The 23008-nt window shown below is 36.5% G+C and carries 21 protein-coding genes and 1 riboswitch; of the genes, 17 read left to right on the forward strand and 4 right to left on the reverse strand.

The features are described 5' to 3' along the window. The first annotated feature begins 161 nt into the window (after positions 1-161). Positions 162-2801 carry a bifunctional acetaldehyde-CoA/alcohol dehydrogenase gene (adhE, locus tag EL194_RS02305; RefSeq protein WP_003774881.1) on the forward strand — a complete coding sequence of 880 codons (2640 nt, stop codon included), beginning with the start codon at positions 162-164 and terminating at the stop codon, positions 2799-2801. Positions 2802-2881: 80 nt separating this feature from the next. On the opposite strand, the gene EL194_RS02310 is transcribed toward adhE, so the two are convergent. Further along, the gene (locus EL194_RS02310) at positions 2882-3238 is read right to left on the reverse strand and encodes a carboxymuconolactone decarboxylase family protein (RefSeq protein ID WP_003774883.1); all 357 of its coding nucleotides are present in this window, start codon (positions 3236-3238) and stop codon (positions 2882-2884) included. 805 nt (positions 3239-4043) lie between these two features. On the opposite strand from EL194_RS02310, the gene EL194_RS02315 reads away from it, so the two are divergent. Next, positions 4044-4262: a hypothetical protein gene (locus tag EL194_RS02315; protein ID WP_003774885.1), complete on the forward strand. Its 219-nt coding sequence runs from the start codon at positions 4044-4046 to the stop codon at positions 4260-4262. Positions 4263-4440: 178 nt separating this feature from the next. Next, the gene (gene rihC / locus EL194_RS02320) at positions 4441-5370 is read left to right on the forward strand and encodes a ribonucleoside hydrolase RihC (RefSeq protein ID WP_003774887.1); all 930 of its coding nucleotides are present in this window, start codon (positions 4441-4443) and stop codon (positions 5368-5370) included. 175 nt (positions 5371-5545) lie between these two features. On the opposite strand, the gene EL194_RS02325 is transcribed toward rihC, so the two are convergent. Beyond that, positions 5546-6274, reverse strand: coding sequence for a TetR/AcrR family transcriptional regulator (locus EL194_RS02325; protein ID WP_232012993.1), 729 nt, complete (start codon positions 6272-6274; stop codon positions 5546-5548). Positions 6275-6496: 222 nt separating this feature from the next. Between EL194_RS02325 and deoD the strand changes: the two genes are divergently transcribed. The 8 genes from deoD to EL194_RS02365 all read left to right on the forward strand — a co-directional run bounded on the left by deoD (position 6497) and on the right by EL194_RS02365 (position 15870). Further along, positions 6497-7216 (forward strand): purine-nucleoside phosphorylase, encoded by a 720-nt coding sequence (gene deoD / locus EL194_RS02330; protein ID WP_003774891.1) that lies wholly within the window; start codon positions 6497-6499, stop codon positions 7214-7216. A 133-nt stretch (positions 7217-7349) separates the two neighbouring features. Then, a complete protein-coding gene (locus tag EL194_RS02335) occupies positions 7350-9806 on the forward strand; it encodes a heavy metal translocating P-type ATPase (RefSeq protein ID WP_003774893.1) in 2457 nt (818 codons plus the stop codon). A gap of 16 nt (positions 9807-9822) precedes the next feature. Beyond that, positions 9823-10014 carry a heavy-metal-associated domain-containing protein gene (locus EL194_RS02340; RefSeq protein WP_003774894.1) on the forward strand — a complete coding sequence of 64 codons (192 nt, stop codon included), beginning with the start codon at positions 9823-9825 and terminating at the stop codon, positions 10012-10014. 222 nt (positions 10015-10236) lie between these two features. Beyond that, positions 10237-11436, forward strand: a complete 1200-nt coding sequence (locus tag EL194_RS02345) for a phosphoglycerate kinase (protein ID WP_013853269.1) — start codon at positions 10237-10239, stop codon at positions 11434-11436. Positions 11437-11439: 3 nt separating this feature from the next. Beyond that, complete coding sequence (gene tpiA / locus EL194_RS02350; RefSeq protein WP_003774896.1) at positions 11440-12183, forward strand: triose-phosphate isomerase; 744 nt, start codon at positions 11440-11442, stop codon at positions 12181-12183. Between the two features lie 50 nt (positions 12184-12233). Continuing rightward, positions 12234-13529, forward strand: coding sequence for a phosphopyruvate hydratase (gene eno, locus EL194_RS02355; RefSeq protein WP_003774897.1), 1296 nt, complete (start codon positions 12234-12236; stop codon positions 13527-13529). A 173-nt stretch (positions 13530-13702) separates the two neighbouring features. Further along, positions 13703-13804: riboswitch (purine riboswitch) on the forward strand. Positions 13805-13884: 80 nt separating this feature from the next. After that, entirely contained in the window at positions 13885-15261 is a 1377-nt protein-coding gene (locus EL194_RS02360) for an NCS2 family permease (RefSeq protein WP_003774898.1), read from the forward strand. Positions 15262-15294: 33 nt separating this feature from the next. After that, positions 15295-15870, forward strand: coding sequence for a phosphoribosyltransferase family protein (locus EL194_RS02365; protein WP_003774899.1), 576 nt, complete (start codon positions 15295-15297; stop codon positions 15868-15870). Between the two features lie 15 nt (positions 15871-15885). Here EL194_RS02365 and EL194_RS02370 read toward each other — a convergent pair whose 3' ends face one another. After that, positions 15886-16419: a hypothetical protein gene (locus EL194_RS02370; protein ID WP_003774900.1), complete on the reverse strand. Its 534-nt coding sequence runs from the start codon at positions 16417-16419 to the stop codon at positions 15886-15888. Between the two features lie 83 nt (positions 16420-16502). Here EL194_RS02370 and EL194_RS02375 point away from each other — a divergent pair, with 83 nt between their 5' ends. Further along, positions 16503-17105, forward strand: coding sequence for an SIMPL domain-containing protein (locus tag EL194_RS02375; protein ID WP_003774901.1), 603 nt, complete (start codon positions 16503-16505; stop codon positions 17103-17105). An 88-nt stretch (positions 17106-17193) separates the two neighbouring features. On the opposite strand, the gene EL194_RS02380 is transcribed toward EL194_RS02375, so the two are convergent. Beyond that, positions 17194-18015, reverse strand: coding sequence for a MerR family transcriptional regulator (locus EL194_RS02380; RefSeq protein ID WP_003774902.1), 822 nt, complete (start codon positions 18013-18015; stop codon positions 17194-17196). Positions 18016-18096: 81 nt separating this feature from the next. On the opposite strand from EL194_RS02380, the gene EL194_RS02385 reads away from it, so the two are divergent. From EL194_RS02385 to EL194_RS02405, 5 genes are all read left to right on the forward strand, one after another. Further along, a complete protein-coding gene (locus EL194_RS02385) occupies positions 18097-19125 on the forward strand; it encodes an NAD(P)H-dependent amine dehydrogenase family protein (RefSeq protein WP_034886724.1) in 1029 nt (342 codons plus the stop codon). Positions 19126-19270: 145 nt separating this feature from the next. Further along, on the forward strand, positions 19271-20563 hold the full coding sequence (locus EL194_RS02390; RefSeq protein ID WP_003774904.1) for a PTS sugar transporter subunit IIC: 1293 nt from the start codon (positions 19271-19273) through the stop codon (positions 20561-20563). A gap of 37 nt (positions 20564-20600) precedes the next feature. After that, positions 20601-21371: a MurR/RpiR family transcriptional regulator gene (locus tag EL194_RS02395; RefSeq protein WP_003774905.1), complete on the forward strand. Its 771-nt coding sequence runs from the start codon at positions 20601-20603 to the stop codon at positions 21369-21371. Beyond that, positions 21355-22545, forward strand: coding sequence for a MalY/PatB family protein (locus EL194_RS02400; protein ID WP_003774906.1), 1191 nt, complete (start codon positions 21355-21357; stop codon positions 22543-22545). The genes EL194_RS02395 and EL194_RS02400 overlap by 17 nt, the downstream gene beginning before the upstream one ends. Continuing rightward, the gene (locus tag EL194_RS02405) at positions 22532-22909 is read left to right on the forward strand and encodes a Rid family detoxifying hydrolase (RefSeq protein WP_003774907.1); all 378 of its coding nucleotides are present in this window, start codon (positions 22532-22534) and stop codon (positions 22907-22909) included. The genes EL194_RS02400 and EL194_RS02405 overlap by 14 nt, the downstream gene beginning before the upstream one ends. Positions 22910-23008: the final 99 nt, after the last annotated feature.

The raw sequence follows: 23008 nt of genomic DNA on the forward strand, positions 1-23008 counted from the left end.
TTACTAAATTCGTGATAGTTTTCACAATGAAAACGCTTAACTTGTTTCTTCATCACGAATTTAGTTTTTATTTGCGCATTTTTACGTTGATTTGTTTGAGTCAGCCTCTGATCCAACATACAATATGTATGTGAAAGAAATAACAAGGGAGGTCACATACCATGACAACTAAAAAAGTAGAATTGGACAACGAAGTCAATGAACTCGTTGCGAATGCTCAAAAAGCGTTAAAAGGTTTTATGGATTTAAATCAAGAACAAGTCGATTATATCGTTGCGAAAGCAAGTGTTGCTGCACTCGATCAACACGGTGTTTTAGCTCAACTTGCTGTTGAAGAAACAGGACGAGGCTGTTTTGAAGACAAAGCAACTAAAAACTTATTTGCATGTGAACATGTTATTAACCATATGCGTCACCTTAAAACAGTTGGCGTTATCAGTGATGATGAAATCACAGGAATTACCGAAATTGCTGATCCAGTAGGGGTTATTTGTGGAATTACACCCGTTACAAACCCAACATCAACTGCAATTTTCAAATCATTAATCTCATTAAAAACAAGAAATCCAATTATTTTCTCATTCCACCCATCTGCACAAAAATGTAGTATTGCGGCTGCGAAAGTTGTTTATGAAGCTGCAGTTGCTGCAGGTGCTCCTGAACACTGTGTTCAATGGATTGAACGTGGATCAAAAGAAAAAACAGATGAACTTATGAATCACGACGGTGTTGCGACAATTCTTGCAACCGGTGGTAATGCAATGGTTCGTGCTGCTTACTCATGCGGTAAACCTGCACTTGGTGTTGGTGCCGGAAATGTTCCTGCATATATTGAAAAATCAGCAGATGTTGCACAAGCTGTAAATGATATTGCCCTATCAAAATCATTTGATAACGGTATGATCTGTGCATCAGAACAAGCAGTTATTATTGACGAAGACGTTTATGATGAAGCAATTGAAAAATTCAAAAAATACGGTATGCACTTCCTCTCAGCTGTAGATAAGAAAAAAGTTGAGAAATTTATGTTTGGTGTTTCCAGTGGCGATGCAAATGTCCTTGAAGCAAAATTAAACCCAAATGTTGTAGGGAAAGATGCAACATGGATTGCTGAACAAGCAGGGATTAAAGTACCTTCAAATACAGTAATCTTAGCAGCAGAATGTAAAGAAGTAGGACCAAATGAAGTTCTAACACGTGAAAAATTATCACCAGTTCTTGCAGTCTTAAAATCAAAAGACAGTGACGAAGGAATCAGCTTAGCACGTCAAATGGTTGAATTTGATGGATTGGGTCACTCAGCAGCAATCCATACAAAATCAAAAGAACTTTCCGAAAAATTTGGAGAAACTGTTCCTGCAATTCGTATTATCTGGAACTCACCATCAACCTTTGGAGGAATTGGTAACATCTATAATGACTTTATTCCCTCATTAACACTTGGTTGTGGTTCATATGGACATAACTCAGTAGGCGATAACGTAAGTGCTGTTCACCTCTTGAATATTAAAAAGATTGGGAGACGTAATAACAATATGCAATGGTTCAAAGTACCATCAAAAATTTATTTCGAAAGAAACTCAATTCAATATTTAAAATCAATGCGTGATGTTGAACGTGTATTCGTTGTAACAGACCGTGCGATGGTTGATTTAGGTTACTACAACTTAATTGTTGAACAACTTAATAAACGTCGTAACAAAGTTCAAATTCAATTATTCTGTGATGTTGAGCCAGATCCATCATTAAACACCGTTAAACGTGGTTATGAAATGATGAAATCATTCCAACCTGATACAATTATTGCTTTAGGTGGTGGTTCACCGATGGATGCCGCTAAAGGTATGTGGATCTTCTACGAACATCCAGATGTAGACTTTAATGATTTAAAACAAAAATTTGTGGATATCCGTAAACGTGCATTCCGTTACCCAGACTTGGGCGAAAAAGCACAACTTGTATGTATCCCAACAACTTCCGGTACCGGTAGTGAGGTTACACCATTTGCAGTTATCACTGATACAGATGCAAATAAGAAATACCCACTTGCTGACTACTCACTTGTTCCAACTGTTGCGATTGTTGATCCAATCTTCACAACTAACCTTCCTGCTTCAGTAACTGCAGATACAGGTCTTGATGTGTTAACACATGCTACAGAAGCATATGTTTCAAACTTCGCAAATGACTATACAGATGGTCTTGCAATCCAAGCCATTAAAATGGTTTTTGAAAACCTTGAACGTGCAGTATATAACGGTAAAAATGACTTGGATGCACGTGAAAAAATGCATAATGCTTCAACTCTTGCAGGGATGGCATTTGCGAATGCATTCTTAGGTATGAGTCACTCATTAGCGCATAAAATTGGTGGTAAATTCCACGAAATGCCTCATGGACGTATTAATGCAATTCTCTTACCATATGTTGTACGTTATAATGGTACACATCCAGAAAAACCTTCATTATGGCCAAAATACAATGTATACCGTGCACATGAACGTTATGCTGAATTAGCTCGTATCCTCGGATTACCAGCAAGCACAACTGAAGAAGGTGTTGAAAGTTATGCTCAAGCATGTCATGACTTAGCAGTACGTTGTGGTATTAAGATGAGTTTCCAAGAACAAGGTGTAAATGAAAAAGCATTTATGGCTGAAACAGAAACCATTGCTTATCTTGCATATGAAGACCAATGTTCACCATGTAACCCACGTCTTCCACTTGTTAAGGATATGAAAGCAATCATTGAACATGCTTACTATCCTGCAGGAAAAATTCCTACAAAATCAAAAAAATAATATAATGATTTAAAAAACACCGCTCTACCGGTGCATGTAAAAAGCCCACTCTGTTTAATACAAAGTGGGCTTTTCTTTAATTATTTAAAATCTTTTTCGAATTCGTCAAGGCTTTCTTTAAGTAGTGTTACCGTATAAGCCATGCTTGGACCACCACCAAATGCAACAGAAACAAGTGCTGCTTCTTCAATTTCTGGACGTGTTGCACCATGTTTTAATGCTTCATGTGTATGGTAAACAATGCAGTATTCGCAACGGTTATATACCGCAATCCCAACACTGATTAATTCTTTCGTTTTAGGATCCAATGCTCCAGGAGCATAACTTTTTCCTAAAAGATTCATAAACGCACCAACACCCTCGCGTTGTGTACGTGATAATTCAGTTAAACCACCTGTAAAAGCTTTATACATTTCTCTAACATCATATTGTGCCATGATCGTTCCTCCTGTATGTATACGTCAATGCTAACACAAAAAGAAATATCTTCAATTGTTTTATCCATACTTTTTTTGAATTACGGATATTTGATATACTTATGAAAAATAAAATAATCGGAGACTGTTTGTGTAAAAGGTTCTTAACGTGAATAAATTTACAATTTCAGTGATGGCTTGATACCCTAAGGATGACTTAATGTAATGTAAAAAATTCTAACTTAAATGGGAGATGTCAAGGAATTTTATTAATGAAAATTTGTATCATCAAGAGAAGTTTCTAAATCTTTTAACATCTATTCCCAACATCTTCTAGTTTTAGCTCTGCATGCTGTAACTGGCTGATGGATTCAATTTAGGAACAAGAATATCATGAAATTATTGAATTTGAACCAGAACTACTAAACTAAGGAATTAATTACATTGTGGATATTTTTGTAAATAAAGCGTTTAATTCAATAATATTGACGGTATCTATAATGAGATGTAAACTAGAATTATATGGAGATTAAGCACTTAATCACGTATGCATTTTGGTTTAAAAATAGAGAAAATGCGAGATTATATAAATTTATAAATACAGTTTTAAAATTGGATCTCGTTTTGTGTGGCTGTAAGATGTATCTATAGTTATCTATTTCTCGATGAATATAAATTTTTTTTGTGGGTTTTATTTTGAATCAAATTGTTAAATTGTGACAAGGTTTGAATGATTTTATTACGAGATTTTTGATAGAAATTTAAAAGTAAGGGTATTTTTTTAAAATAGTAAAATAATGAATTTGTATGTATTAATGAGAATTTGATGATTTCCCCAAATCGCATAATACAACAAAGTGAAGCGATTGATATAATTACTTTGAAACAATTGCTGGTAAGCGACGTAATCATGCAGCAACATGTTCCATTCTTGGTGCACCTACATTCCCTAATTGGAAGAGTCGAACGTGATTATCTTGCTGAAAATCAATCAAGAAGTGAAATTTTACCTGAGGTATTCCAACATGATTTTGAAGATTGTTAGCGTGTTGCAACTACTTTATTTGAACGATCTTATAAGGTCTCAACAAGCAATGAAATTTACATAAATCATTAAAATATCCAAGTGTTTCGGGTGATTTTCCATGTATGAAACAAGGTGTTCAAAAGGTGCTTCCCATACTCGAAGTATTAACGAATTTTAATGAACCAAGGAGGAAATGATGAGTAAACGAAAAATTATTATTGATACAGATCCCGGAATTGATGATGCAGTTGCACTCGCAATCGCTTTATTTTCAGAAGAACTGGATGTTCAGTTGATTACAACGGTTGCAGGTAATGTAAGTATTGAGAAGGTTACAAAAAACACATTAAAGTTGTTGCCTTTTTACGGTAAAAAAATTCCAGTAGCTATGGGTGCATCCCGTCCCTTACTAAGAGAACCAATTGATGCAAGTGGTGTCCACGGTAAAACAGGGATGGATGGTTATGATTTCCCTGAGGAAGATCAAAGCCTACTTCTCGATAAAAATGCGGTGGAGGCAATGCATGAGGTCATTATGAACAGTGCGGAGAAAATTACGCTTGTTCCTATTGGTCCACTAACCAATATAGCTCTGTTAATTCGTGAATATCCGGAAGTCATCAAACGCATTGATGAAGTGGTATTAATGGGAGGTAGTGTCGGACGTGGTAATGCGGGTGTCTATTCTGAATTCAATATTAAAGTAGACCCAGAAGCTGCGAAGATTGTCTTTGAAAGTGGTTTAAATATTGTGATGGCAGGTCTTGATGTAGGTCTTAAAGCGCTTGTTTATCCGGAAGATTCTGAATTGATTAAAGATATGAATCCTGTTGGAAATATGTTTTATCACTTATTTAAAACTTATCGCGGTGGAAGCTTTAAAGTTGGTTTAAAGATGTATGATAGTTGTGCGATTGCATACTTACTTAAACCAGAAATGTTTGAAGTGGTGGAGACATTTGTGGGGATTGAGACCCAAGGGGAATATACAGCAGGGGCTACCGTGGTAGACCTTAATGGATATTGTGGTCGTCCGGTTAATGCGAAAGTCACAATCGACATTGATGAAGATATGTTTAAATCATGGTTCTTAGAATCTATTCGAGAGTGTCAAAATAATATTTAATGTAATGAAACATGTAAAGCCATTTGCAAACTATGAACTTAGTCTGATTTGATTATTGAATAACTGCTGCATATTAAAGTTTTCATTGCTAAGTAAAGATTTTCTATGGTTTGGAGTATGTAGTAATATCGCGTTTTATAGTTCCCATAATTTTCTATAAACATAAAAAAACACATTAGCGTTTAGGCTGGATGTGTTTTTTGTGGATATCGAACTCTAAAATATTCTTAACGGTATCGTCATTGATGCCCATTTTTTGATCGTATTGTCCCAGAAATGAAACAAAATAATTGAGAAATTCTTCAACATGATCGTTATCGTTTGTATAGGATCCTTTGAGAATACGACGGATAATCCCTTGATGCATAATATAAGCAAAATTCACGATCGTTGAAACATCATCGGCTTTAAAATATCCCACTTCGACACATGGATCAATTGAAAGTTGATTACGCCGTTTCATTCCTTGCCCCAAAACAAGATCACTGATGTGTTTTGCGGGTTTGGTTTTATGCATTGGGAAAGTTGCGTTGTAAGCATCCATATGACTTAGAATTTCATCAGATTTTTCAGAATCAAATACATAGGTATAGATTTCCGGATCTTTAAAAGACCAATCTGAATAACAACGCCACATTAATAAATACTTATCAAGTGCATTGAGGTCTAAGTTGATAATGGTTTCAAGATCACTGAGGTAATCGGTGATGGTATGGATCATGGCGAAAGCAATAAGTTGATCCAGATTTTCAAAATAATTATAGAGGGTAGCGCTGTTATAACCGGCAATGTCTGCGACTTTTCGTATGGTGATTGCTTGCATGCCTTCCGTATTCACAATTTCTTTGGCTGCCTGCATAAAATAGAGCATGGTTCGTTGTTTTTTTATTTTTTTATGGCTCATTGTCATGACAACCTCCTTACTATGTGAATTATATAACATAAAGAAATAAATCACAGTGGGTTTATGGTTTTTTTGGTGCTTTTTCATAATGTTTATCGATATTCTAAGGTTTTATTGCTAAGTTGGTGAATTATTGGCATTTTCGTTCTTTACACCAAAGGTAATGAATCTCTTGGAAGGCTATGCTATAATTAAAGAAATTAATGGGAGGAATTTATATTTATGGCTACACCACATATTAATGCTGAAAAAGGGCAAATCGCTAAGGTTGTATTAATGCCAGGAGATCCACTTCGTGCAAAGTTTATTGCGGAAACATTTTTGAAAGATGTAAAACAATTTAACGATGTTCGTAATATGTTTGGATATACAGGAACCTATGAAGGCGTTGAAGTATCAGTAATGGGTTCAGGAATGGGACAACCAAGTATTGGAATTTATTCTTATGAACTTTATTCACAATTTGATGTTGAAGCAATTATTCGTATTGGTTCAGCAGGATCTTATGTTGAAGGACTTGATGTTTATGATGTAATTCTTTCAGATAGTGCATACAGTGAATCTTCATTTGCGAAGGTTGGATTTGGATATGAAGAAGATGTCCTTGAACCAAGTACTATGTTAAATGATCAATTACGTGCTTCTGCACAAAAACTAGAGATTCCTATGCAAGAGGGACGCATTCATTCAAGTGATGTCTTTTACCGCGACTCCGGTGTTACATGGAAAGAACTTGCGAAGAATCATGGTGTAACATGTGTTGAGATGGAATCATTTGCACTTTTCGCAAATGCTAAGAAATTAAACAAACATGCAGCATGTCTTTTAACAATTTCAGATTCATTTGTAACACAAGAAGTAACTTCAGCTGAGGAACGTCAACTCTCATTCACAAATATGATGAAGATTGCGTTGGATGCAGCAATTTCTTTAAAATTCTAAAAAAAAAGAAACTCATCGATGATCGGTGAGTTTTTTTAATTTCTTATTGAACTACATTTGTAGTCATGATACTTGATATCGAAGAATTGTCATGATAAACTACAAATGTAAACGATGAAGGAGGACCAAGGTTATGGATAAAAAGACATATAATATAATTGGGATGATGTGTGCATCCTGTCAAAGCCAAGTCGAAAAAGCATTACAAGGTGTTGAGGGGGTTGATCATGTGGAAGTTAACTTGCTTACCAATCAAGCAGTTGTTTCTTTTCAAAGCGACATTCCCGAAGCAGACCTAATCCAAGCCGTTGAAGATCAAGGTTATGGCCTTGAAATCCCCAATCCAATTCAAGAAAAAACGGTGGATCTAAAACTTACTGACATGACCTGTGCATCGTGTGTTGCGAATGTGGAAGGTGCACTCCAACACTTAGAAGGCGTTATGTCCGCTAGTGTTAATTTAATGACGGAACGTGCACGTGTGACCTATGACCCTCATAAACTAAAACTGGTGGATATGATCCAAGCCATTGAAAATCAAGGCTATGGTGCTAGCCGTTTGGATGAAGCTGAAGCGATATCCACGGATTCTCAAAAACACCAAGATCAAAAAGAGAATCGTGCGCTTTACTTTAGTTTAATCTTAGCTGCAACCATGCTCTATATTACAATGGGTCAAATGTTTACCTATAAACTACCCTTACCATCCTTTATCGATCCTGATATTAATCCTTTGAACAATGCGCTCTTACAAATTGTTATTACCATCCCCATTGTTTGGTTAAATCGTGATTACTTTAGAAGAGGCTTTAAAACATTATTTAAAGGGCATCCTAATATGGATTCTTTAGTAGCGATTGGAACCGGTAGTGCAATGCTTTACAGTTTCTATGGATTCTTCAAAATTTTAAATGGAGAACCTCATTTTGTACATCATCTCTACTTTGAGTCTGCAGCGGTGATTTTAGCGTTGATTCGTCTTGGGAAAACCATGGAGTCACGCAGTAAAGCAAAAACAACCAGTGCCGTTAAGGCTTTATTAAATCTTAAACCAGAAACGGCACTTTTGATTCGTGAGGATGGTGTTGTGGAGATTGATGCGGATGAAATCCGAATTGGTGATCATCTGCTGGTAAAACCAGGTACATCCATTCCAATGGATGGTCGAATTTTAGAAGGTGAAAGTGCGGTCGATGAGTCGATGTTGACTGGAGAAAGTATTCCAGTTGATAAAACGCTCGATGATGATGTTGTGATGGGGACGATGAATCTTAACGGTCGTCTTGTCATCGAAGTGACCGTTGATGATCAAAATACAAAACTTGCACAAATTATTCGTTTGGTTGAAGATGCGCAAAATGAAAAGGCACCCATCTCTAAAGTAGCGGATAAAGTAGCGGGTGTGTTTGTTCCGGTGGTAATGGTCATTGCGCTTATTTCTGGAATTTTATGGTTTATCGCTACCAAAGATCTAGAACGTGCTCTCACCATTTTCGTAACGGTACTCGTTATTGCTTGTCCATGTGCACTTGGACTTGCAACGCCAACGGCCATTATGGTCGGAACCGGAGTGGGCGCACAAAATGGAATTTTTATTAAGTCAGCAGAAGCATTAGAGGCTGCGGCTCATATTGATACCGTTGTTTTCGATAAAACAGGAACCTTGACACATGGGAAACCTGTTGTGACGGATATCATCACGAACTTGCCTGAAAATGAATTCTTAACTATTGTGGGTTCACTTGAAAATGCTTCTGAACATCCCTTAGCACACGCGCTTGTTTCGGAGTTAGAAGAGCGAAATCTAGATATTTTAGCCATTGATTCATTTAAATCAATCTCAGGAAAAGGTCTTCAAGGAAGTGTTGGTGGAAAATCCATTGCAATTGGAAATGAAGCGTTGATGGATTCGTTAAATATTTCTACAGATCGTTATGAAGCGGATGTGAAACGTTTATCTCAAGAAGGTAAAACGGCTATGTATGTTTCTGATCAAACAGCATTAATGGGGATTGTTGCAGTTGCGGATACCCTTAAAACTGAGTCGATTGAAACCGTAAAAGTATTACAAGATATGAACTATGATGTCATCATGCTTACTGGTGATCATCGTGATACGGCACATGCAATTGCCGATCAAATTGGCATCTACCATGTTTTAGCAGAAGTGATGCCTGAAGAAAAATCCGCAAAAATTAAAGAACTTCAAAACCAAGGTCAAAATGTCTTGATGGTTGGAGATGGAATTAATGATGCGGTCGCCTTGGTTCAAGCCGATGTAGGGATTGCAGTCGGTACGGGAACGGATGTAGCGATTGAATCTGCGAAAATTGTGCTCATGAAAGACAATTTGAAAGATGTTGTGAATGCACTGGCCTTAAGTAAAGCAACAATGCGTAATATTAAACAAAACTTATTCTGGGCATTTGCGTATAATGTTGTCGGAATACCATTTGCAGCGGGTCTTTTTAAAGTCTTATTCCAAGGTCCACTTCTTGATCCAATGATAGCCGGTGCCGCAATGGCACTAAGTTCCGTAAGTGTTGTTTCAAATGCATTGCGTTTACGTCGCTTTAAGATTAAAATATAAGAGAAAGGCGGTAACTATGAAGCATATAATTTTTGTCGATAATATGAAGTGTGAGGGATGCGTTAAACGTATTTCAGAAGAATTGGATAACACACGTGTGGATTATACGATCAGTTTGGCCAATAAATCCGTAACGGTTGAAGGATCAAACGATACCGTCCATGCAGCAAAACAAGCAATTCAATCAGCAGGCTATTCTGTAAAATAGCCTGTTTTTCTTATTTTCGAGTAAAAATAAAGCAATTTAGTAAAAAAAATCATGAATAACTATATGAAGCAAAGACAGATTTGCACAAGCAACAAACATATAAGTGTGGAAATATTGGTTTTAAACCGTTTTCATGTGTGAAAGCGTAAACTACTGCACATGATTTCATTGAGAAACCCATTTGTATTTGTTATAATGGGAAAGGTAAATAAGGAGGCAATTATGACAAAAAGAACTGTCAGTGATTTGGATGTTGCTGGTAAGAAAGTCATTGTACGTGTTGACTTTAACGTTCCATTAAAAGATGGCGTTATTACAGACGATAACCGTATCAATGGTGCACTTCCAACAATCAAATATTTGGTAGAAAACAATGCAAAAGTTATTCTTATGTCACACTTGGGGAAAGTAAATCATAAGGATTCAGAAAAAACTGAAGCAGACAAAGCTAAAAATGATATGGCACCTGTTGCAGTAAGACTACAAGAATTAATGCCTGAAACAAATGTTAAGTTTGTTCCGGTTACTCGTGGTAGTGCGTTAGAAGATGCAGTTGCAGCTATGGCTGATGGCGATATCGTGTTAATGCAAAACACACGTTATGAAGTTGGCGAAAGCAAATGTGACGACAACTTATCACAATACTGGGCAAGTTTGGGAGACTTATTTGTAACAGATGCGTTTGGATCTGTTCACCGTGCACATGCTTCAACTGTAGGGATTGCACAACATCTTCCTTCAGCACTTGGATTCCTCGTTGAGAAAGAAGTTAAGTTCTTAACAGAAGCAATCTATTCACCAAAAAGACCATTCGTAGCGATTTTAGGTGGTGCTAAGGTAAGCGACAAGATTAATGTTATTGAAAACTTATTAGACGTAGCTGACAAAGTTATTGTTGGTGGTGGAATGGCTTATACATTCTACAAAGCAAAAGGTTACGAAATCGGATCATCACTTGTTGAAATGGACCGAATTGATGTAGCGAAAGCAATTATGGAAAAAGCAGGCGATAAATTAGTATTGCCAGTTGATACTGTTGTTGCTAAGGAATTTGCGCCAGATGCAACACCTGTTGTTGTGCCTTCAAATGAAATTCCTGCAGATATGATGGGACTGGACATTGGTCCTAAGACAATCGAATTATTCGAAAAAGAATTACAGGGTGCGAAAACTGTTGTTTGGAATGGTCCAATGGGTGTGTTTGAATTTGAAGCATTTGCTCAAGGAACATTGTCAATCTGTAAAGCAATTACAGAACTTCCTGATGTATTGAGTGTTATCGGTGGTGGAGATTCCGCAGCGGCAGCAATTCAATTAGGATTCAAAGACAAAATTACTCACATCTCAACAGGTGGGGGAGCAAGTTTAGAATTTATGGAAGGAAAAGAATTGCCAGGTATTGCAGCAATTCAGGATAAATAAAACATGAGAAAACCGATTATCTTTGGTAACTGGAAAATGAATAAGACAATTGCAGAAGCAACTGAATTCGTTCAAGGTATTGATGCATTTGTTACAGATAAAGCAGACTTTGGTGTTGCCGTGCCTTTCACAGCATTACAAGCATCCATTGCAAATGCTAAAAACTTAAACATTGCAGCTGAAAATGTTCACTGGGCAGCTAACGGTGCTTATACAGGTGAAATCTCAGTTGAAATGTTAAAAGAAATTGGCACAAAATGGGTTGTTATCGGACACTCAGAACGTCGTCAATATTTCAATGAAACAGATGAAGACATCAATAAAAAAGCTGCTGTTTTAATCGAAAATGGTATGACTCCAATCGTTTGTGTTGGGGAAACATTGTTTGAATTTGAAGCAGATAAAACAGAAAAAGTTGTTCGTAAACAAGTTGCGGGTTGCTTAAGTGGTTTAAATGCAGAAGATGTACAAAACATCGTGATCGCATACGAACCTGTTTGGGCAATTGGAACTGGTAAGAGCGCTACTGTTGAGATTGCTCAAAACACATGTGCTTTAGTTCGTGATGAAGTTAAAAACTTATTTGGAGCAGAAGTTTCTGATAAAGTTCGTATTCAATACGGTGGATCAGTTAAACCTGAAAACATTGAAGAATACATGTCACAAGAAGACATTGATGGTGCATTAATTGGTGGAGCTTCACTTCAAGTGGATTCATTCAAAGCAATCATCGATGCAATTAAATAATTTATTAACAAGTTAATAAAAGAATAAATAGAGGCTCAGGAGGATATAACATGCCAAGTATTATTGATATTTATGCACGCGAAGTCATGGACTCACGCGGTAACCCAACAATTGAAGTAGAAGTAACTACAGAATCAGGCGCATTCGGACGCGCAATGGTACCATCAGGTGCTTCAACTGGTGAACGCGAAGCTTTAGAACTTCGTGATGGTGACAAATCACGTTTCGGCGGTAAAGGTGTGTTAAAAGCTGTTGCTAACGTTAACGATATCATTGCTGAAGAATTAATCGGCTTTGACGTAACACAACAAAACTTAATTGACCAAGCTATGATCGAATTAGACGGTACACCTGATAAATCAAAATTCGGTGCTAACGCAATCTTAGGTGTTTCAATGGCTTGTGCTATCGCTGCAGCTGATTTCTACGATATGCCACTTTACAAATACTTAGGTGGATTCAACGGAAAAGAATTACCTGTTCCAATGATGAACGTTATCAATGGTGGTTCACACGCTGACTCATCAGTTGATTTCCAAGAATTCATGATTATGCCAATTAGTGCAACAACAGTTAAAGAAGCAATCCGTATGGGTGCTGAAACATTCCACGCATTGAAATCAGTATTAAAAGAAAAAGGTCACGTTACAGCTGTTGGGGACGAAGGTGGTTTCGCTCCAAACTTAGCATCAAACGAAGAACCTTTAGAAGTTATTGTTGAAGCTATCAAACGCGCTGGTTTTGTACCAGGTGAAGATATCGTTCTTGCAATGGACGTTGCTGCTTCAGAATTCTACGATGTAGAAAAAGGTGTTTATGTATTAAGTAAATCAGGCGGCGAAGAATTAACAGCTGACCAAATGATCGATATGTATGAAGGATTCTTAAACAAATACCCAATCGTATCAATCGAAGACGGTTTAGGAGAACGCGACTGGGATGGATGGAAACGTCTAACAGATCGTATCGGCGACCGTTGCCAAATCGTTGGTGATGACTTATTCGTTACAAACCCTGCAATTCTTGCAGAAGGTATCGAAAAAGGAATTGCAAACTCAATCCTTATTAAAGTTAACCAAATCGGTACTTTAACAGAAACATTTGACGCTATGGAAATGGCAAAACGTGCAGGATATACATCAGTAGTTTCACACCGTTCAGGAGAAACAGAAGATGCAACAATCGCTGATATCGCAGTAGCATTTAACGCAGGTCAAATCAAAACTGGATCAATGTCACGTACAGACCGTTTAGCTAAATACAACCAATTAATCCGTATCGAAGACGAATTAGGTTCAGCAGCTAAATACTCAGGTGCTAAAACATTCTTCAACATCAAAAAATAATTAAACTTTGATGAAACTCACTCGTAAGAGTGAGTTTTTTTATGCGACAGAATCATCCCAACTGAATAAATGAAACAATAAAATCTCATAAATTTGTATTGATATCGTTTTCAGCCAAGTAATACAATAAATAGCAGTTATCAAGGCTTGCATGTTACATCGGCTCATGGTAGGCTTAAGATATGAAAAAACTCCATATATTTCTGGTAATAGGGTCCGGAAGTTTCTACTTACATCCCGTAAAGATGTAAACTATGGCAAAAGAGCCTTATCTTCATGATAGGATATTTTCACGTCTCTTTCTGCCACATATAATGGCAGTTTTTTTATATATTGAGGAAGAGGAGGACATTACGTGAAAAATATTCTCAATAAATATTTTGGGATTGAAGAAGCAGGTTCGACAATCAAACGCGAATTTGCAGGAGGGTTAACGGCATTTCTTTCAATGTCATACGTTATTTTCGTTAATCCAATTATTTTAGGACAAGCAGGAATGCCGAAGGATGCAGTCTTTATCGCAACCATTATTTCCTCGGCAATTGCAATGTTAATTATGGGGCTTTATGCGAAGTTTCCATTAGGGCTTGCACCGTGTATGTCGATGAATGCGTTCTTTGCTTTTAGTGTTGTCATGCAAATGGGAATTTCATGGCAAACAGCTTTGGCTTCGGTGCTTGCATCATCAATTTTATTCATTATTCTTGCTGCTTCAGGGGTTCGATCGAAGATTATTAAATCGATTCCGTTAACCATTAAGCAAGCAGGAACGGTAGGTTTAGGAATTTTTATTGCTTTTGTAAGTTTTAAAAACTCAGGGATTATTGTTCCCGACCCAGGTATGTTTATTACATTTGGTGGTTTTGATAATCCTAATGTTATTATTGCTTTTGTAGGGATTATTACGGCTGCGTTTTTCTTAGTTCGTGGAAATCAATATGCTGTATTTCTCGGTATGGTTGGTGCAGCGCTTTGTGGCTTGTTGATGCGTTTAGGGGTAAATATGGGCGTATTGTCAATGACACCGGATGTAGTTGCAACTTTACCTCAATTGCCAGCAGGAAGCCCTATAGTGTTTCCTATAGAACCGATTCAGACAATGGTTAATGAAACGATGTTTGTGGCGGTGAAGGAATTACCGAACTTATTAAATCCACAAGCAATTATTGTGGTCTTAACATTCTTATTCTTAGACTTCTTTGGAACTGCAACAACATTATCCGCTGCAGCATCACAAATTCCACATATTCCACAAGAAGAATTTGAAAACAACAATCGTATTTATATGGCTGATGCCCTTGGTACTTTTGTAGGTTCTCTTTTTGGAACGTCAAATCTTTCAACCTATATCGAATCGGTATCGGGAATTATTAATGGTGGACGAACAGGGCTTATGGCAGTTGTGACTGCGGTGTTGTTCCTATTATCGATGTTCTTTTATCCTTTATTGTCACTTGTAACACCAGCCGTTACAACACCTGCGATGGTTGTGATTGGAATCTTTATGATGCAAAACATTACAAATATTGAATGGCACTCAGGTTTTGAAAATATTATTCCTGCCTTCTTAACGATCGTGATGATGCCTTTAACCGGATCGATTGCTTTAGGGTTAACTTTAGGATTTATTTCCTATGAAATGTGTATGATCTTTGCGGGACGTGGTAAAGAACTTCCTAAGATTATGCACTTTATTACCCTGATTTCAATAGCATATATTTGTACGTTGTAGTATAATACTAAGTAAAATTGAAAGAAGGTACCCATGAAATTACTCGAAGAAATAATTCAAGAAAAAGGTAAAGTTAAATCTGAAGAAATTGTGGATGTGAGTTCATTCCTTAATGCTCAAGTTGATCCTAAAGTTATGGAAGCGCTTGGGAAAGATTTCGCAGATTTCTATGCAGATTATGACTTTGATTTGTTTGTAACCGTTGAGACATCGGGAATTGCTCCCAGTGTTTTCGCAGCTTTGTATGCAAACAAACCTCTAATCATTATCAAAAAAAGTTTAACTGAAAAAGATGACCCTAAGTTTATCCAACAATCATGTTTTTCATTCACAAAGAAAAACGGTTATCACCTAACTGTTCCAAAACATCTTATTGAAGGAAAACGTGTTATTCTTCTTGATGATTTCCTTGCGAAAGGAAGTGTCGTTCATAATGTGGATAAGCTTCTTACTCAAGCAAATGCATCCCTGGTTGCTACGGGTATTTGTATTTCAAAGAATTTCCAACCAGGCTATCAAATGCTCGTAGATGAAGGACATGATCTTTATTGTCAGGCTCAAATTGAATCAATTGATGTCGATTCAGGTATTATTACTTTTAAATCATAAATAAAGAAAACAACGTTAATCAACGTTGTTTTCTTTATCTTCCAGTGGTTCATCTACGGTAATGTCATTGAGGTGAATTGAAGGCGTTTTTTCAGTTTGGGACGCTAATAATTCACGCTCGGCTTCAAGACGTTCTTGCTTAAGCGTTTCTTTTGTGGCTTTCTCAATCCGTTTGGCTTTACGTTTCGATTTCCAGACTAAATCTAAAATCAATCCGATGATGTTTGAACTTAACATCACAATTATCCAAATAAACAGACCGTTAAAGGCAATTGCATTGCCGCCAGAACGTTCTACAGAGAATGCGAGTGCCCAAAATGATGCGACCATCCCTAAAATAAAAATTACAATACCAACCCATGATCCATATTGAATCATAAAAAATGCATAAAGCGATACGACGAGTGCGAGGACTACTTCGTTAAATAAAATGTCCATTTGGAAGGGCACTTTAAAAACGAAGAAGGTCATTACGATAAAAGCGAGGATGGTAATGACGAGAACTGTAAGACTTACCATCAGTTTTTGTTTGAAATTTAATTTTTTCATTGTTGACTCCTTTATTAAAATATAGCACATTTAACTTTTTTTTCACCTATTATACTGTATTATTAGAGAGAGAGGTGATTGATATGAGTAATAAATTAACGATCGAAGGATTGGGAAGTGTGTATGTAACACCTGATATGATGCGCTTTAGTTATGAATTAGTGCAAGATGGTGCATCGTATGCGAGTTCATTTGATGCCTTAAAAACTCAATATGAGAATATCGTGAAAGCATTTAAACGTGTGGAATTTAATACCAGTTTGATTAAGACATCAGGGATTGAAGTTTCAATCCTACAACCTACAGAGAATCAGCCGAAGATGTTCCGTTGTGTCCAACGACTTGTATTTGAAGATAATATTAATCTTACGAAAATGTCGGAACTGTTAGATCATCTAAGAACCAGCGATGACTTTAATTTCAGTCTTTCGTATTTCTTAAAGGATTCAACGAAAGCGGATGATGATGCTTTAATACTGGCAATAAATCAAGCTACAGATAAAGCAAAATTGATTGCGGATACTTCAGGTATTCGTTTGGGTCATATTTGTGATATGGAGTACATGAATCATTCCAGTGCAAGACCGATGCACCGTATGGCAAGCGCAGATATGATGGGTTCAACCATGACCGCAAACGACTTAGCCGTTACACAATCAATTCGCATAAGTTGGGATATTAAGTAAGAGAGAACTTGTTGGCAATTCGTCTTGTGTTTCCAAATAAAAATACTACAACCGCTTCATTAGGGTTGTAGTATTTTTTATGTTTTTATTATGATATTTCAAGAAGAATGGGTACTTGTAACCGAATAAACATATCACGGCGACCCGAATTGGTGTTAGGCATTTCATAAAGGACTTCACAAATATAATCCCCATTAATGATTAGGTTTTGTTCGCGGATTAGGCGGTGAAACGTATGCATTGCTTTCGTTTCATCCTCAAAGGACTGACAGAAGAAGACAGCGTAATCACCTTGTGGTAGGCTGTCATTTGCTTGCGTTGGATCTTCAACAAAAACAAATAGTTCTTTGGAATCAAATTGTTGATGAATAAAGTTATTTTGAGACATAATTGAACCAACACGATTAAATGCAGTGATGGCTTTAAGGTGGTGTTTAAAATCTCTGAGCGCATATTCATACTCATCAATGGACATTTCATATATATTTTGAGTAATGGGATATCGGTAGATATGACGTTTGTGAAATGAACTGATTTCCATCCAATGCTTATCCATGTTTTGTGTATACAAGTTTGTGGTTTCCATAAAACGATGAATGGATTGAATTTGATGAATAATCGTACGATGTGCTTCAAGAAGTGTTTCTTCTTTCGTTTTTAAAGAATTTTTTAAAGATTCAAGACTGATTTTTTGTTTGAGAATGTCATGAATCTCAGAAAGATTGAAATCAAGACTTTTGAGAAATTGAATCATATCCAGGGTGGCAGACTGTTCAATTGTATAATAGCGATAATGTGTTTCTGGGTCGATTGAAGCCGGTTTAAGAAGACCGATTTCATCATAATAGCGTAATGTTTGAATGGAAACGTCATTTAATCGTGCAATTTCACCAATTCTCAACTTTTGCATAAACCCTCCTTGACTCTCACCTTACTAGAGACATTATACTATAGTTGTGAAATAAATATCAAGAAAATAGGAGGCTTAGATATGAAACACGAAAAAATACGCGTTGTACAATACGGCTGTGGTAAAATGGCTGAAGTTATTGTTCGTAATTTGGTTGATCATGGAGCAGAAATCGTTGGAGCGATTGATGCGAATCCGAAATTAGTTGGGATGGATGTTGGAGACTTTGCGAATTTAGGACGTAAAACTGGCGTGCTTATTTCCGATGATGCGGATAAGGTATTGTCTGAATGTGATGCGGATGTTGCGATTGTGACCGTATTTAGTTATATGAATGATATGTATTCAATTTTTGAGACCTGTGCAATTCACGGTGTGAACGTCATTACCACATGTGAAGAAGCAATCTATCCTTGGACAACCGCACCTTCGGAAACAAACCGTCTTGATCGTCTTGCGAAAGATTATAATATTACCATTACGGGAAGTGGTATGCAGGATATTTATTGGATTAACATGCCATGTTTAGTAGCAGGAGGCGTGAATCATATTCAAAAAATGTATGGAACGGCTAGCTATAACGTAGAAGATTACGGACTTGCATTGGCGGAAGCTCACGGTGCAGGTTATGATCTTGAAAAGTTTGAAAAAGAGATTACGCAAGCAGAAAGTTTACCAAGCTATATGTGGAATGCGGGCGAAGGAATTTGCGCGAAAATGGGATGGACCATAAAGTCAATCTCACAAAAGAGTGTTCCTTATGTGCTTGAACAAGCTATTTACTCGGAGACTTTAGGAAGAGAAATTCCGGCAGGTGATGCAATCGGTATGTCAGCCGTCACCACTATCCTGACACATCAAGGTCCAGAACTTGAAGTCCAATGTATTGGGAAAGTTTATGATGAAAATGATGGGGATCTTTGTGAGTGGAAGATTGTCGGAGAGCCAGATGTTGTATTCTCTGTAGAAAAACCTGATACTGTAGGTCATACATGTGCGACGGTTGTGAATCGTATACCACAAGTCCTTGATGCACCTGCAGGATTTATAACTGCCGAAAAACTTGAGGAAATTCATTACCTCACTTATCCAATGGATCATTACAATTAATAAAATAGAAAAAGCATACTCAGTGTATGTTTTTTTTATTTTATAACATCTGGAAAATTTCCCACATGCTTGAATATCTTTTGGGAAATTTTCATCTATAATAGAAATGTAAACGATAACATTAATTATCGTCAAGGAGGAGAGAATGGATCGATTTATTCAATTTATTGAAGAAAAAATGGTTCCACGCGTTGCAAAAGTAACGAATACACGCTATTTTAATGCACTAAAATCGGGATTTTTGGTAATTATGCCACTCACGATTATCGGATCATTATTCTTGTTGATTACTGATTTCCCTTTACCAGGCTATGCTGAATTCATGGCTGGAATCTTTGGTACAGAATGGACATCATATTTGGACTCTGCTTATCGAGCAACGTTTAATATGATGGGATTCTTTTTAACAGGGACGATTGCATATCGACTTGCAGAAGATTATAAATTGGATGCATTATCAACAATGATATTAGCGCTCGTATCGTATATAGTAGTATTGCCGAAATCAGTTGTGGCTGAATCGGGTGAAGTTATAGGTCGTGTATTATCTTTTACATGGTTAGGAACACAAGGCGTTATAACAGCTATTATTATGGGTTTTGTTACTGTTGAGATAGTCCGGTTCTGTGTTGAGAAAAAAATGGTTATAACGATGCCGGAATCAGTACCCTCAATGGTATCTCAGTCTTTTAGTGCATTAATTCCGGGAATCGTAGTTGTAATTATTAGTCTTATTTTTGCAGGGATTGCAAAAGTTTTTGCTGGTTCATTTCCAGAATTAATATATCAGATTATCCAAATTCCGCTTGAAGGATTAACATCTTCGATTGGTGCCATTACAGTTGTAGCTGGTTTGAACGGATTCTTATGGTGGTTTGGAATTCATCCAACTGTTGTAAACTCTGTGGTCAATCCACTACTAAATGCAAACTCAGTTAAAAACTTAGAATTGTTTAAAGCTGGAAACTTGACTATGGCTACTGGAAATGTTGGTACAATACAAATGATTGATCAATTTGCAACAATAGGGGGTGCAGGGTTAACACTAGGATTAGTTATTGCAATGCTGGTAGTAGCACGCTCCTCACGTTTGAAAGCAATGTCAAAACTAGTTGGAGTACCGTCATTATTTAATATTAACGAGCCTATCATTTTCGGATTACCAGTCGTTTTTAATCCTTTGATGTTAATTCCTGTAACTATTGCACCTATGGTGTCAGTTCTCATAGCATATTTTGCTATGATGATTGGTTTTATGCCTATGTTTAATGGTGTTATAGCTCCATGGCCAACTCCACCAATTTTTTCAGGATTTTTGGTAGCCGGATGGCAAGGAGCAGTTGTACAAATAATTTGTATTGCTGTCTCAACAGTTATTTACTATCCATTTGTTAAGGCATTGGATAACCAATATCTTGAGGAAGAACATATTCAATAAAGTTAATGTATAATTTAAGGGAAACGGAGGAGTTGCTATGAGTTTACAAAAACAAATTTCAATTCATATACATAGTCTTACTTTTATGGAGAAAGAACTTCTCCGTAATCTCTTAGATAATTTTGAATCATTCGAATATAGGTATTTTACGATAGAAAATATTGCAGATCGATTTAACGTATCAAAAACAAGTGTTCATCGCTTTACAAAAAAACTGGGTTATGACAGTTTTACATATTTTAAAGATGATTTTTTTGGGCGTGTCGTTCAGGATGAGGTTTTTGCATATACACGAATCCCATATGTAGATATGCTTACACATACTTATGAACTGGCAACAAAGACCATTACTGATGACATTGTAAAAAAAATGATTAATTCAAAAAGAATTACTATTTATGGAATGGGGATGAGTAATTTTCTTGGAAAGATGTTTCAAATAAAATTACAACTTTATGGAAAAACAGCAGAGCAATACGACGATTCTCGTTTTATGAGACTATCAGCACGTGCACTGGTCCCAAAAGAAGATGTATTATTTGTCTTATCTCGTAGTGGAAGACCGCCTGAAATTGTTGAAGCAGTCGTTGAGGCAAACTTGAGGAAAATTGATATCATACTTATAACTGAAGTTCCAGATTCTCCAATAGGAATGATGGCTACACATATTATCCAAACATCACAAAGTAAAGATCTAGATAATGATATTGATACAAGATTAAATGCACATATTGCGATGGATCTATTAATGGCAAGATTTATTGAGTTTAGAGAGAAAGAAGAAGTTAGTAATGAAGAAAAGTATTAAAACCCTCGAACGAATTGGAAATGGTTCGAAAAAATGGGATAAAACCTATATTTCAAAAAGGTTTCAGATAGAGGAACCGACACAGATTTATCCAATGTTTATTGCTGATATGGATTTTCGACATGACGATAGAATTATTGAACATTTGAAATCAATAATTGAACAAGATGACTTTGGATATTTCGACGTTACGGATTCATATTACCAGTCAATCGTCACGTGGCATAAAAAAAATCATAATATAGCTATTAAGCCTGAGTGGATTATTCCTGCCAATGGTACAATTACATCACTACATTTTGTTATGGATACGCTGAATCAAAAAGGTAATATACTATTGATGACACCAGTCTATGGCGTTTTTCAATCTATTGCTGATCGTTTTGGTAAGCGTTTTGAGTTTCCGTTAACATTTGAAGACAATAATTATGATATTGATTTTAAGGAGTTAGAGAATACAATTCTAACAAGTTCTATTGATACAATATTGTTTTGTAATCCACATAATCCCTCTGGAAAAGTTTGGTCCTATGAAACCGTAGAGTCATTGGTTAATCTTTGTAAGAAATATGATGTGCTTTTGGTATCAGATGAGATTCATGCTGATTTTGTTCATGAAGGATATACCTTTAATTCAATTCTTACATTCAGAAATGATTACGACAAAATAGTTGTTAGTACTTCAGCCAATAAAACATTTAATCTATCAGGACTGAATAGTTCCTATTTGATGTGCCCTGATGAGTCCCTTAGAAATAAAATCCGATCTCATTTTAATCGTTACCATATTTCGATTAATCGTATCGGAATGGAAGCAACACGCATCGCATATGAAGAAGGTTATAACTGGATGGAGACCGTTAAAGATTGTGTGGTGGCCAACATCTCATGTCTATACAACGTTATTCAGAATACAGACTTACAAGTAATTAAGCCAGAGTCGGGGTACTTAGTCTGGGTATATTGTCCTCGAATTCAAGATATGGATGCTTATGTGATTGATCTTGCTCAGAGTACAGGAGTGTTGTTGGAGACTGGATCCCGTTTTGTTGGTAACTATAAACACTGTTTACGAATAAATGTTGCAATGGACACTGAAAGTGTAAACGAAGCAATGAAGAAATTTGTTGAGCATTACGTTAACTATGAAGGAGACACAAATGAAATCAATTAGTACGGAAAATGCACCAAAAGCAATTGGTCCCTATGTGCAAGGAAAAATGTTCGAAGGATTAATATTTACGTCAGGACAACTTGGAATAAATCCCAAAACAAATAAGCTTTGTAATGGTATTGATGCTCAGACTCGTCAAGCTCTTGATAACTTGAGTGCAGTTCTTTTAGCAGGTGGAAGTAATATGGAATCTGTTATTAAAACAACTGTTTTATTAACGAATATAGATGATTTTAACGTAGTAAATGAAATCTATTCAGATTCGTTTAGAGGTGTGTTCCCTGCTAGGGTAGCTTATCAGGTAGGAGCACTACCTATGGGCGGGCTAATAGAAATAGAAGCTATCGCAGTACAAGACAAATAAATCTAAGCACCTTGTATTCTTAAATGAAGAATATGAGGTGTTTTTCTTATGAAGTGATGTGTTGTGATACGCAGTGAAAATCGTTATAATGTGCGTAAG

It is taken from the genome of Erysipelothrix rhusiopathiae, assembly GCF_900637845.1.
GTDB lineage: Bacteria > Bacillota_I > Bacilli_A > Erysipelotrichales > Erysipelotrichaceae > Erysipelothrix > Erysipelothrix rhusiopathiae.

Excerpts from the sequence above, each read along its gene's own strand:
- adhE (WP_003774881.1), top strand. The coding sequence starts at position 162 with ATGACAACTAAAAAAGTAGAATTGGACAACGAAGTCAATGAACTCGTT.
- EL194_RS02310 (WP_003774883.1), bottom strand. The coding sequence starts at position 3,238 with ATGGCACAATATGATGTTAGAGAAATGTATAAAGCTTTTACAGGTGGT.
- EL194_RS02315 (WP_003774885.1), top strand. The coding sequence starts at position 4,044 with ATGATTTCCCCAAATCGCATAATACAACAAAGTGAAGCGATTGATATA.
- rihC (WP_003774887.1), top strand. The coding sequence starts at position 4,441 with ATGAGTAAACGAAAAATTATTATTGATACAGATCCCGGAATTGATGAT.
- EL194_RS02325 (WP_232012993.1), bottom strand. The coding sequence starts at position 6,274 with ATGAGCCATAAAAAAATAAAAAAACAACGAACCATGCTCTATTTTATG.
- deoD (WP_003774891.1), top strand. The coding sequence starts at position 6,497 with ATGGCTACACCACATATTAATGCTGAAAAAGGGCAAATCGCTAAGGTT.
- EL194_RS02335 (WP_003774893.1), top strand. The coding sequence starts at position 7,350 with ATGGATAAAAAGACATATAATATAATTGGGATGATGTGTGCATCCTGT.
- EL194_RS02340 (WP_003774894.1), top strand. The coding sequence starts at position 9,823 with ATGAAGCATATAATTTTTGTCGATAATATGAAGTGTGAGGGATGCGTT.
- EL194_RS02345 (WP_013853269.1), top strand. The coding sequence starts at position 10,237 with ATGACAAAAAGAACTGTCAGTGATTTGGATGTTGCTGGTAAGAAAGTC.
- tpiA (WP_003774896.1), top strand. The coding sequence starts at position 11,440 with ATGAGAAAACCGATTATCTTTGGTAACTGGAAAATGAATAAGACAATT.
- eno (WP_003774897.1), top strand. The coding sequence starts at position 12,234 with ATGCCAAGTATTATTGATATTTATGCACGCGAAGTCATGGACTCACGC.
- EL194_RS02365 (WP_003774899.1), top strand. The coding sequence starts at position 15,295 with ATGAAATTACTCGAAGAAATAATTCAAGAAAAAGGTAAAGTTAAATCT.
- EL194_RS02370 (WP_003774900.1), bottom strand. The coding sequence starts at position 16,419 with ATGAAAAAATTAAATTTCAAACAAAAACTGATGGTAAGTCTTACAGTT.
- EL194_RS02375 (WP_003774901.1), top strand. The coding sequence starts at position 16,503 with ATGAGTAATAAATTAACGATCGAAGGATTGGGAAGTGTGTATGTAACA.
- EL194_RS02380 (WP_003774902.1), bottom strand. The coding sequence starts at position 18,015 with ATGCAAAAGTTGAGAATTGGTGAAATTGCACGATTAAATGACGTTTCC.
- EL194_RS02385 (WP_034886724.1), top strand. The coding sequence starts at position 18,097 with ATGAAACACGAAAAAATACGCGTTGTACAATACGGCTGTGGTAAAATG.
- EL194_RS02390 (WP_003774904.1), top strand. The coding sequence starts at position 19,271 with ATGGATCGATTTATTCAATTTATTGAAGAAAAAATGGTTCCACGCGTT.
- EL194_RS02395 (WP_003774905.1), top strand. The coding sequence starts at position 20,601 with ATGAGTTTACAAAAACAAATTTCAATTCATATACATAGTCTTACTTTT.
- EL194_RS02400 (WP_003774906.1), top strand. The coding sequence starts at position 21,355 with ATGAAGAAAAGTATTAAAACCCTCGAACGAATTGGAAATGGTTCGAAA.
- EL194_RS02405 (WP_003774907.1), top strand. The coding sequence starts at position 22,532 with ATGAAATCAATTAGTACGGAAAATGCACCAAAAGCAATTGGTCCCTAT.